At 62.3% G+C, this 11,888-nt stretch carries 7 protein-coding genes and 1 pseudogene; 7 read left to right on the top strand and 1 reads right to left on the bottom strand.

The window, feature by feature from the left end:
* Both B3873_RS04580 and B3873_RS04575 read left to right on the top strand, forming a co-directional pair.
* Nucleotides 1–1,038, top strand: a 1,038-nt coding sequence (locus B3873_RS04580; RefSeq protein ID WP_286864273.1) for a hypothetical protein, incomplete at its 5' end; no start/stop codon positions are given.
* Between the two features lie 12 nt (nucleotides 1,039–1,050).
* Complete coding sequence (locus B3873_RS04575; RefSeq protein ID WP_286864272.1) at nucleotides 1,051–3,741, top strand: DUF2169 family type VI secretion system accessory protein; 2,691 nt, start codon at nucleotides 1,051–1,053, stop codon at nucleotides 3,739–3,741.
* A gap of 16 nt (nucleotides 3,742–3,757) precedes the next feature.
* Here the strand turns inward: B3873_RS04575 and B3873_RS04570 are convergent, their stop codons facing one another.
* Nucleotides 3,758–4,546 (bottom strand): hypothetical protein, encoded by a 789-nt coding sequence (locus B3873_RS04570; RefSeq protein ID WP_209534792.1) that lies wholly within the window; start codon nucleotides 4,544–4,546, stop codon nucleotides 3,758–3,760.
* Nucleotides 4,547–4,875: 329 nt separating this feature from the next.
* Between B3873_RS04570 and B3873_RS04565 the strand changes: the two genes are divergently transcribed.
* The 5 genes and pseudogenes from B3873_RS04565 to B3873_RS04545 all read left to right on the top strand — a co-directional run.
* Nucleotides 4,876–5,598, top strand: coding sequence for a type VI secretion lipoprotein TssJ (locus B3873_RS04565; RefSeq protein ID WP_286864268.1), 723 nt, complete (start codon nucleotides 4,876–4,878; stop codon nucleotides 5,596–5,598).
* A 6-nt stretch (nucleotides 5,599–5,604) separates the two neighbouring features.
* Nucleotides 5,605–6,993 carry a type VI secretion system baseplate subunit TssK gene (gene tssK, locus B3873_RS04560; RefSeq protein WP_034337254.1) on the top strand — a complete coding sequence of 463 codons (1,389 nt, stop codon included), beginning with the start codon at nucleotides 5,605–5,607 and terminating at the stop codon, nucleotides 6,991–6,993.
* Complete coding sequence (locus tag B3873_RS04555) at nucleotides 6,990–7,682, top strand: DotU family type IV/VI secretion system protein (RefSeq protein WP_286864266.1); 693 nt, start codon at nucleotides 6,990–6,992, stop codon at nucleotides 7,680–7,682. Before tssK ends, B3873_RS04555 begins: the two co-directional genes overlap by 4 nt.
* A complete protein-coding gene (locus B3873_RS04550; RefSeq protein WP_286864265.1) occupies nucleotides 7,679–11,638 on the top strand; it encodes a type VI secretion protein IcmF/TssM N-terminal domain-containing protein in 3,960 nt (1,319 codons plus the stop codon). The genes B3873_RS04555 and B3873_RS04550 overlap by 4 nt, the downstream gene beginning before the upstream one ends.
* Before the next feature lie 18 nt (nucleotides 11,639–11,656).
* A pseudogene (locus B3873_RS04545) lies at nucleotides 11,657–11,888 on the top strand (histidine kinase); the annotation flags it as partial.

Raw genomic sequence — 11,888 nt, 5'->3', positions numbered from 1 at the left:
GAGACAGCGCTGGAAAGTTATTCCATTTCGGCCGGGCATGCCGATCTCGATCCGCTGGTGGCCACAGCCAAGACGGCAAAGAGGATCTTGCGCACCGCCATCGGTGCCTACACCACGGTGAATCTGGCGGCATCGACGGTCTTTTCCATGGGGGTGAACGGGCAGTTGAAGGATGCCAATTACGATACCAACAAGAGTGCAGCCGACCTTCGCCGAGATGAGTTGAAGAAAAAACGCGATGCCGACAAGGCTTCCGAGATCAGCGACGTCGAAAAGTCCTACGAGAACAAGACCAGCGAGGCCGATGTAGCTGCCAAGAAGGCAGCACTGGAGGCCATCAACAAGAAATACGCGGCGCTCGATGTCGAGGACAAGCAGGTCATGACCGATTCCCACTTTGTCGGCGGCTGGCCCGGTATCATCACCAAATTCGGCGTGGATGCCATTGCCAACACGGCGGCGATGGTGGCTATCCAGGGCGCTGCACGGGTCGTGACCTCAAGGCTCAAAGCTGCGGCCAGAACCTTGGTCAGCAAGATGTCGATGGACAAGACCGGGATCAAGATGACGGTGGACCTTCCGCTGGGTGCGTTGCCGGCGGCCGGGCCCCGCAATTCACTCTCGCTGGATGCCGATGGCGTCAACCTGAAGGCCAGTGATGCCAACGACATCTTGCAGGCCAAGCTGCATTTGCATCCGACCGATGGCGGTGTGATGAGCATGTCGGCCGCCCGGCGCGTGCATGTGTCGGCCAGCCAAACAGGTATGCAGCAGATGGCGCAAAAGATCGTTCTTTCCGCCGACGCTGCCGCGATGCAGGCTGGACCGACCAACAAGTTCTCGGCCACCGCCACGGAAGTCGGTATGGCCACGGCAGCGGCCTCGGTCAAGCTCACGTCTGCTGACGCGACCATGGCCGCATCGACCGTCAACGTCAAGGTCACCGCCACGGCGATCAACCTCAATTCAACGGGCGGAATGGCTCAGCTGGGACCGACCGGTGTGACGCTCAATGGCGCGATGATACAGCTCGGCTGAGGGCAAAACCCCATGAAAGTGTTCAAACCCAACGACCTTGCCCTGCTGTATCGCACCTATACCTTCGCCGGTCGCAAGACGCTGTCACTCGGCATGCTGGCCATGTTCCCGTATTCTGGTGGCGGCCGGGAATCGCTGGTGCAGGAGCCTCAATTATGGGGCCTTACCGCGCAGGCGCTGGCGGCCATCGGCATCGACGCGCCCCTCGATGAGGGTTGGTCCAAGCCGGCATCGGAATACATGGTGATCGGCTCGGCATTTGCGCCAGGTGCGAACAAAGGCGCAGAGGTCCCCCAGATCGCTGTCACGGCCACGCTTGGCGGGGTCACCAAGCAACTGTATGTGTTCGGGGATCGCGAGTTCGGCCTCGGCGGCTTGCCATCCGCAGCCCAGCCTTTCAACCGTATGCCGCTAGGACCGGCGCAGGCATTTGGCGGCGCCGGTTTCAAGGACAACCCGTCCGGGAAAGGCTTCGTGCCGATGCCAGGCCTCGACGGTAGACGGCGGCGAGCTCTGCCCAATGTGGAGCATCCGCGCCAGTTGATGGCGGCGGTCTCGGACGAGCCGATGCCGGCAGGTTTTACGGCGTTGGCACCGGACCACAGCGTACGCAAGGCTTTGCTCGGCAAGTTCGACCAGCGTTGGACGCAACAGACTTGGCCGCATCTGCCGGAAGAAACTCAGATGAACTATTTCATGGCAGCACCGCCGGACCAACGCATGCCAGGATACTTGCGCGGCGACGAAGCCTTCGCGTTGGACCACTTGCATCCGGAGTGGGCTCACATCGAGGGGCGTTTGCCCGGCCTGCGGGCGCGTTGCTTCATTGAGCGCGCGCTGGCGAGCGGCGGCAAAGAATTTGTCGAGCTTCAGCCGCGAGCCGAAACCGTTTGGTTCTTACCCGAGCAGGAGCGCGGCATCATCTTGTATCGCGCGGCCACGCAGATACAGGATAGCGACGGCGACGATGTGACCTACGCGCTTTTGGAATGGGAAATGCTGGCAGAGTCGCCTTTGCCGTTCGCCCATTACGAGGCGCAATTCCGGAATCAAATTGCGCAAGCACAAGCAGCGGCACCCATCGATGTGGCACCGCCGATTTCTCCAGTCATTCCACCGACGGAAATCGCGCTGCCGGCGGCTGCCGTGCCTGCCGTAGCTGCGGTACCGGCGCTGGAGCCTGAATTGTTGGAAATCGAGAAGCTGACGGCTTCTCTACAGGCGCACACCGATGCCGTGTTGCGTCGGCATGGACTGAGCGAAGCGGATATCACCCGTCCCGCCGTTGAAGCTCCTGAGACCTCGCTGGCGGAAATCGAGGCCCTCACCGAGCAGATGCGTGCCGAGACCCAGGCATTACTGAGCAGGAACGGCTTGACCGAGGCTGACATCATTCACCCGCCGACCGAACCGCCAACGACATCGTTGGAGCAATTGCAGCTCATAACGTCCCGGATGGAGGCCGACAAGGCGGCGTTCATGCAAAAGCATGGCGTCACCGATGCCCAGCTTCAGGACTGGCTTTTACAGCAGGGCCAAAGTGACGCTGCCAAATTCATCGGAGATGTACCGAAGGCCTTGGCGCAGCAACAGGTAGAGCTTGATGCGCTGCAGGCCGCGATTGCAGCAGCAGCGGCGCTGCCGGTAGCCGCCGCAGCGCCGACCTTGCCAAAGCTACCGGACCTGCCGCTCTTGGCAAATGAACAGGCAGTCAAACTTACGCGAGAACAAGTCATCGAGCGTCATGCACAGGGAGAAAGGTTGGCTGACCTGGATCTCTCGGGACTCGATCTTTCGATGCTTGACCTCAGTGGTGCCATCTTCAGCAATGCCTTGCTGACGCAAACTTCGTTCTGCAAATCGCAGCTGGGGCGTGCTCGTTTCGACGGTGCCGTGCTGCAAACGGCTGACTTTACAGAGGCCGATCTGAGGCATGCGGTGCTGTCCGGTGCCTCAGCTGACCGCTCCGTCTTTACCACCTCGCAATTGGAGGGAAGCGACCTGAGCAAGGCTGATTTTACGGGTGCCGATTTTTCGGCTGCCTCGCTGTCCGGGGCCAGCCTGTTCCAGGCGGTCTTTGCCGATGCCGCCATGGATGGACTTAAGGCGGCTGGCTGTCAGGCGATGCAGGCCAGTTTTGCGGGGGCATCCCTCCAGAGCGCCGATTTATCGGGGGCCGTGCTCACCGCAGCGAGTTTCGCCGGCGCCAACGGCGCTGGGATCAGTTTGGGTCGTAGTATGTGCGACAACGCCGATTTCCACGGCGCCCAGATGCCAGGTGCCGACTTCACCGGCGCCAGCCTGCAAGGCTCGCGGGCTGGCGTCGGCTCCGTGTTCGACGGCGGCATCTTCAGTGCCGCGCAGATGACCGGCGCCAGTTGGGAAGGCGCGTCAGCCAGGTCGGCGCGGTTCGACCAGGCCACGCTGGATCAATCCGATCTGTCCCGTTTGCAGGCGCAGGATGCCATTTTCGCCGGAGCCTCCGCACGCGGTGCGAGGTTGGCCAAGGCCGACCTGACGGGCGCAGACCTCAGTGCGGTCAATCTCTTCAAGGGATCCCTGCGCAAGGCCAAGGTGGAACGTGCCGTCATGCATCATGCCAACCTGTATGGCGTGGATGTGGAGGAGGTCAAGATCAGTCGGGCCGCACTGGAGGGTGCCGATACCGGCCAGACCCTGCTGCAAGTCCGCCCGCCGACGTAACTGCGAGGCAAGGGGCTTATTCCACGCGTTCGCGGGCCGGGCCGACGGCCTTCCCGGTCGGGTCGAGCAAGACCGCCTCGCCAGGGTCGAAGGGAACATCGACCGTGTACTCCTCGCCGTTGAAGCGGTAGCCGATGCGGTACAGGGAGTCCTCGTGCGACATCAGCAGCTGTGGACCGCAGGTCTTGTCGCGCACGAAAGTCTCGGGAGCGATCTCGCCGTCCGGGTCCGAGGGCGGGGCAGGAGGCACCGCCGGGGGGAACACCGCGTCCCACAGGGCCTTGCCTACCAATGCCCCGGCCAAGGCACCCGGCAGGGTCTTCTTGAAACGATCGTGTTTGCCCAGCTTGTCGGCAATCCCGCCGCCCACCAGCGCGCCGGCCACGCCCCCGGGACCCGCGAAGTAGCCGCCCAGGCCGCTGCCGGCTACCACCGGCAGCATCCATTTGCGAGCCGCGGCGTCGGAAGCCAGGCGCTTGAGCATCCAGCCACCGGCTATTCCGCCCATGGCCGCGCCGACCAGCGGGAACAGGTTGCGGACGAAGAAGGGCTTGGCATTGTCCTCGCGGATGGCAAGGTCTCGTTGCGAAATGAGGGTGTCCCAGCATTGCTCGCCGACGCTGCGGTCACGGTTCTGGGAGGCATAGACGAACAGCACGGGTGCCACCGTGGTGCGGGTTTCGGGACCGTTGTCAAACTCCGGCAACTTCAACGGCGCGGCCTGTGCCTCTGTGCAGGCCAGCAGCAGCGTGAGGAGCAACGCGCTACGGGCTAAGGGACAGGGCAGGCTGGGGCGAATGGTCATCTCGGGCAGGGGAGTCGGTATGGGGGCTGGCGGCAATGCAGGACGGCAATTGAGCGCCGAAACGCATCACAGGATGCTAACGCCATCCCGGGTCTTATTGAAGATATTCGACTCCGCCATTGAATTACATCTGACATATAGACCGAAATCAGCCTGTTTTTGATGGTTTAATTTGAGACACTTGTAGGAAAATTGCATGATTTGCTAATTCCGCTCGCCGTTTCGGGTGGTCGATGTCCTCAGGGGAGGCGGGGTTGTCCTGCGGGCAGGCATCATGCACAACGATAATAAAAGGCTTTCAATTGCAATCGCAAAGCAGACATCAGGGAATGTTGCTGCGTCCACGAAGGATTGCGGCCTGGAAGGCGTGGACTGCCGTGGCGCTGGCCGTAATCACCGGCGCAGGGTGCGCGGCGGCCAATTCCGCCATGGGCGGAAACAGCCGCAAGGATGCGTTGGCCGAGGTCGCCTGGGAATTCGCCAAGGATGGCGTGATGCTGGAGTTGTCGGCCGAGCGCGAGCTCAACCGCTACGGCGGCGAGTCCCACACCTTGCTGCTGGGCATATACCAGATGGAAGACGCTGCCGCCTTCTACAAGATGATTGCCGATCCCGCTGCACTGGCGCGTAGCCTGTCCGCCAACAAGGGCAATGAAGGCTTCGTCCAGTTCACCCGCTATGTCGTCGATCCCGGGCAGCACTCCATTCTCATCCTTGATCGGGCGCAGAAAGCCAAGTTCATTGGCCTGGTGGCTGGCTATTATCAGATGAGCGGTCCCACGGCGGCGCGCCTGTTCGAGATTCCGCTGACCGTGGCCAGCGACGGACTGTTGTCCAAGACCTGGAAAGCGACACCGGCCCAACTCGCGGCGCGTGTCAAGTTCGGCCCGGACGGCATTCTCAATGCCGAGCGGCTGAACTACGATCCGAGCGAGAAGAAGATGCAGCAGGCGGTGCCGCTGGATGGCGGCGGCAAGGAGATCAAGCTCACCGCCGATACGATCCAGGAAGCCGTTCAGGCTGGCCAGGCACTGAAAAAGATTGGGGATTGAGTCACGATGGAAGATAACAAGGCGATCTACTGGCATCAGGGCATGTTCATGCAGCCCCAGCATTTCCAGATGGCGGACTTGCACGGCCAGTTCCGCAACAAGCCCTTGCTGGAGTCGGGGCTGCCGCACTTCTGGGGCGTAGGGGAGCTGATCCTGTCGGCCTCGGCAGCCTCCAACCGCATCATCGAGATCGAGCGGGCGCAACTGTTGTTCCCCGACCGCAGCTACGTCGAATATCCCGGCAATGCGGCGATCGCGCCGCGCTCCTTTGACAGCGCCTGGATCGAGGGCGACAAGCCCTTCAATGTCTATCTCGGCATCAAGAAACTCAATGACCAGGAAAAGAACGCCACCCAGGCCGATTCCCTGGCAGAGGCTGCCGCTGCACCCACGCGGTTTGCTTCGCTGAGCAACACGCCGGAGGTGCCGGACCTGTATTCCGACGGACCCCCGTCGCAGGTGCGCACGCTGTTGCATGTGGTCAAGGTGTTCTTCGAGTCCGAACTGGAAAATTTGCAGGGCTACGATCTCATCCCGATCGCGCGCCTGGTACGCGATGGCGACACCATCAAGCTGGCCGACAACTTCATCCCTCCCTGCTATACGCTGGGAGGCTCGGAGGTGCTCATGCGCACCATCCGGGACATCCGCGACGAACTGTCCGGGCGAACCCGCCAGCTGCAGGAATACAAAAGCCCGCGTGAAATGCAGAAGGCCGAGTTCGACGCCAGCTACATGGTTTTCCTGTTGGCGCTGCGCTCGCTGAACCGGGCCAGCCCCTACCTGTTCCACCTGACGGAGACACGCCAGGTCCACCCCTGGATGGCCTATGGTGCGCTGCGTCAGCTCATTGGTGAACTGAGTTCTTTCTCGGAACGCTTCAACATGCTGGGCGAGGCCAGCGATGGCACGCCCGGCTTGCCCCCTTACGACCACACCGAACTCAACAAATGCTTCTCGCGCGCCCACGCGCTGATCAGCAACCTGCTCAATGAAATCACGGTGGGCCCCGAGTTCCTGGCGATCCTGGAATATCGTGATGGCTACCATGCGGCGGAACTGCCTCATACCTTCTTCGATCGTCGCAACCGCTTTTACCTGGTGGTCAGAACTGAGCAGGATCCCAAGTGGGTGGCTGACGCGCTGCTCAACGACGCGCGCCTGGCCAGCCCGGAGGATATCCCGGGGCTGGTATCGCACGCCTTGCCCGGACTGGAGCTGATCCACATGCAGGTGGCGCCGCAGGGCTTGCCGCGCCGTGCCTATTCGTATTATTTCCGCATCGAACAGATTAGCCAGCTGTGGGACTCAGTCGAACGTCACGGCGCAATCGCGCTGCAGTGGCTGGATGCCCCCGACGACCTGAAGGCTGAAATCGTGGTGCTCAGACGATGATGAGATTACTCGACTGCTTTATCTCGCTGTTAGCGCAGATTCGCCAGTTCCAGCGCCAGCCCGTGGGGGACCCGGCGGCGCTGTCGGCGCAGCTGGACGCGGCCATTGCGCAGGCACGCCGGGCCGGGCAGGACGCCGGACATGCCGATGCCGATATCGAGGAGGCATTGTTCGCCGTGCTGGCGCTGGCCGACGAGATCATCCTGGCCACCGATTGGCTGGGCCGCGCAGAATGGCAGCGACGTCTGCTGCAGCGCCGTTACTTCGGCATCACCAATGCCGGTGTGGCCTTCTACACGCGGCTTGACGCTCTGGATGCCGCCCGGACCGGCGTACGCGAAGTGTATTTCCTGTGTCTGAGTTTGGGCTTCGCCGGCCGCTATGGCTACGACCGCAACCAAAAAGCGCTCACCGACATCAAGCGCAGCAACCTGGAGCTGCTGCTGCAGGACGAGGATGGGCTGCCGGCAGAGGCCGGCAGGTTGCTGTTTCCGGATGGTTATGGTGCTGCCCTGCAACCTGGCGAACCGGAGCGCAAGCCCGTGCGTAGCCGGCGTCGCTGGAAGCTGTCCTCGTTCGCCTTCAACGCCATGCTGCTGCCACTGCTGGTGCTGGTGGTGTTGTACGGCATCTATCACGTCATCATCTGGCAGGTGGTCAATACCATCCTGCCGCAGATAAGCATATGAAGACATTCGGAAAGTTCTTGTTGTGGCTGGTGCTGCTGGTCCTGCTCGCCCTGGGCTGCTGGGGCGCTGCCCTGTACATGGCTTGGCCGCTGTGGGTGGCGCTGGCGCTGTTCTGCGGTGTCATCGGAGTGTACTTCCTGAGTAAATTCCTGCGCCGCGTGTACATCGTCATGCGCTCGCGGAGCAAGCTGGCGCAGCAGGACGTAGCCACCCGCAGTTCGGTGGCGCAGGCCGCTTCTCCGGAAGCACTGCTGCGGCGCAAATGGAAGGAGGCCGTCGCGACTTTGCGTGGTTCCAGCCTGCGCCGGCGGGGCAATCCGTTGTACGTGCTGCCTTGGTACATCGTGGTGGGCAAGTCCGGTACCGGCAAGACCACTGCACTCACACGGGCAAGGCTGTCCTCGCCGATCCAGCGGGTGCGACAAAGCGGACCTGTGGAACAAACTCAGAACTACGACTGGTGGTACTTCGACCAGGCGGTGGTGATCGACAGTGCCGGGCGCTATGTCGATGCCCAGGACAGTGAGGCCGACCGTCGGGAATGGGAACTGGGCCTGGACTTGCTGGCGCGTTATCGGCCGCGCGAAGGGATCGATGGGCTGGTACTGGCCATCGGCACCGATCGCCTGGCCAATGTGTCGCGCGATGAACTGGCCGAGGAAGGGCGGGTGGTACGCGCGCGTATCGAGCAGCTGATACAGATGTTCGGCAAGCGCTTTCCCATCTACGTGCTGGTGACCAAGTGCGACCAGCTTTACGGTATGGAAGAGTGGGCCAAGCGCATGCCCGAAAACACGCTTGAACAGGCCATGGGTTACCTGTCCGACGAAATCGTCGGCGACCGCAGCGCGGCACAGTTCCTGCAAGGCGCGTTTGACAGCATCGGCGCGCGTTTGCAGCAACTGCGCATCGCACTGGTGGCACGCATGGCAGGCTCGGAGGGAGAAGCGGCCTCTCCTGAGCTGCTGCTGTTTCCCAATGAACTGCAGAACCTGCGTCCCAAACTGGAGTTGTTCCTCAACGCCTGCCTGGCGGACAATCCTTACCTGGAGCGCCCCTTCTTGCGCGGCCTGTTCTTCTCCAGTGGCCTGCAGGAGGGTGGGGCGGTGTCATCGTTGCTCGGGCAGGTGCTGCCTCCGGTGGCATCGCATCCGAATACCCATGCAGGACTGTTCCTGCATGATTTCTTCGGCCGCATCCTGCCGCAGGATCGCTTCGTTTCTCGTCCTGCCGAGCTGGTCAACCGCTGGCGGCAGGTGACACGGAACCTGGGAGTGGTGGCGTGGATCCTCATTGCCTCGGCGGTGGGGATCATGATCACGGTTTCCTTTGTTTCCAACATGGAGACGCTGTCGCTGGTACGCGAGAAGCGGCCGTTCGACGTGAGATTCAGCGGCATCATTGAGCAGGACATCCCGGCCTTGCAGAAGGTCAGCGATGCGGTGCAACTGGTGGAACGGCGCAACGAGAACTGGAAGACCGAATGGATGGTCATCGCAACCAACATGGATGACCTGGAGGCCCGGCTCAAGCTCAATTTCGTCAGCAACTTCCGCAAGTACGTCCTGCCGGTGACTGTGCAGGACTACCGCGATGATTTCCAGCGCGTCCAGGGCAGCGATCCGGACAAAGAGCTGCCGCTGCTGATCCGCAACCTGGTCCGCTACACCAACCTGGTCCACGCGCGCATGCAGGGTGCCGATCGCTCTGTGCTCAAGCAGATGCCTGCGTTGGTGCATATCCGGCGGTACACGCCCCAGCAGTACCAGCAACTCAACGAACTGCGCCTGTCTCACCTGGCGTGGACGCCGCTGAACGACCCGTACTTGGCGGATCGCCTGCGCGAGGACCAGGCGACGCTGGATCGCGTGGCGTACGCCGACGGCCAGATGACCTGGCTGGCAGGCCTGGTTGCCGACAATGGCACGCCGGGCACGGCGGCCTCGGCCGTGACTGCTGGTGACTTCTGGAGCACCAGCACCAGCGGCGATGCCAACCGTTCGGGGACGATTGTGCCGGCGGCTTTCACCAAGGCCGGCAAGAAGGAGATTGACGCCTTCTTGGCCGAGATGGAAAAGGCCATGGACGATGGTCCACGCTTCCTCCAGCATCGTGCCGCCTTCGAGCAGTGGTACCAGGACCAGCGCATGCTGGCATGGCAACGTTTCGTGACGGACTTCGGCGGCCCGGAAAAATTGTTGCGCACCGAGCCCGAATGGCGTTCCGCGCTGGGTAGCATCACCGGTTCGCAAAGTCCCTATTATCGCCTCATCGATCGACTCAACGACGAGTTCCAGGATGTCGATACCAAGGAACTGCCAGGTTGGCTGGTCCTTGCACGCGAGTTCAGGCAATTGCGCGGCCAGGCGGTACGCTCCGGACTGGCCAGCCAGACCGTGGGCAAGGCGGTGCAGATGGTTGATTCCATCAATGCCGTCGGCGGCCAGGCTGTGCGTGAGACCCTCGCCGGCCAGCCGGTAGCCGGCCAGCAGACGTTGTTGAAAAACCTGTCCGCGGTCGACACCCTGGCCAAGTACCAGGACGAAGTCAACAAACTGGGCGCTGACGCTGTGGTCGGCACAGGAAAGTCCTACCAGTTGGCGGCCGATTTTCACCAGTTCGGCATTGATCCGGCCGTCAAGTCTTCCGGCGCGCATGTGGCAGCCGGTGCGCTGGTGCAACTCAAGCAACTGGTCGGCCATCGCGAGGCGGCAGATGATGCCGTCTGGAAGCTCATTGAGGGACCGCTCAACTTCACCCTGACCTACATCGAGCAGCAGGCCTCTTGCGAACTGCAGAAGGACTGGCAGGCCAAGGTGCACTGGCCATTGCAGACTGCCCCGGACAAGGCCGCCATGCTGGATCAGCTGTATGGGGCCAAAGGGACCGTATGGGCCTTTGCGGACGGGATTGCCAAGCCTTTCCTTGAGCGCGATGCACGTCGCTTCCGTATTGTCGAGACCTTGGGCTACAGCGTGCCGTTCACCGGGGCTTTCCTGCCTACCCTCAACGCCGCCGTCGACAAACGCGTAGCCCAGCTGGTCAGCCAGCAGCGCGAGGAAGCCAGCAAGCAGGCCGAGCAGTTGCAAGCGCAGCAGGCCCAATTGCAGGCCCAGCAGGCGCAGGCCGATATCGAGCGCACGCAGGCCGAAATCAAGCAAAAAACCGATGCCCTCAAGGCACAGGTGACGCAGCTCTCGATCGTGGCCCAACCGACCGGCGTCAACGGCGGGGCCCTTGCCAAGCCGTTCGAGACCGTGCTCTCGGTACAGTGTGCGGCGGGAGCGCAGGTGCTGGACAACTACAACTTCCCGGTCAGCGTGGCTTTCCCATGGGCACCAGGCCAATGCGGTGAAGTCAGCCTGCAGATCAAGATCGATACGCTGGTCCTCACCAAGAAATACCCGGGTGCCATGGGCGTACCGAATTTCCTGCGGGACTTCCGCGGCGGGGTGCGTCAGTTTGACGTGGACGAGTTCCCTGCCGGCCGCGAGGGACTCGAGGCGTTGGGTGTGAAGCAGATCTCTGTGCGCTACAACTTCGAAGGACAAGACGCCATCCTGAAGACCGCCCAGCAACTGGATGCCTACGCCAAGCTGGACAAGGAGGCCGCCGCCGAGAAACAGAAACTGCAAGATGAGCAGTTCAAGCGTTCCCAGGAGAATATCCAGGCCAAACTCGCTGCGCAGGCGCCACGTGTGGGCGGACAGATCGTCGAGCCGTCCAACGAGGTGTTCTTGCCGCCACAGATCGGCGCGTGCTGGGACAAAGAAGCCGTCAAGGATCGCTCGCGCAACATGCAGTCCATCATCAACGAGCTGGTCAACAACCAGGTTTCATTCGATGCGGTCAGCACGGGTAGCGCTCCTGGCGTGGGCAGCCGTACCGATCCGCCGGTGCCGGCCACGCCCCCGGCGCCGCTCGGCAAATCGCCGGTGCCGGCGCGCAAGCCCTGACGGCGGCGGACGACGGGCATGGTCAAGACCGGCGATAGCGTGGATTGGGCTCGCAGCCTGGGCGGTGCCGTTGGCTGCGCGCTACTTTACTACCTGCTGGCCAGCCCGGCGGTGGGCATCGAGCAGAGCACCACGCTCTCCGCCATTGCCTGGCCGGCACCGACTTTCATGATCGCGCTGCTGTGGCGCAAGCCGCTGCGGGAGTGGCCGGTGTATCTGGTGGCCGTGATGGTAGCCATCATGTTCGTGG

Source organism: Herbaspirillum sp. UBA812 (assembly GCF_002296545.1).
Lineage (GTDB): Bacteria > Pseudomonadota > Gammaproteobacteria > Burkholderiales > Burkholderiaceae_D > Herbaspirillum > Herbaspirillum huttiense.
The sequence above is the reverse complement of the archived record's forward strand: the minus strand, read 5'-3'. Positions and strand labels throughout refer to the sequence as shown.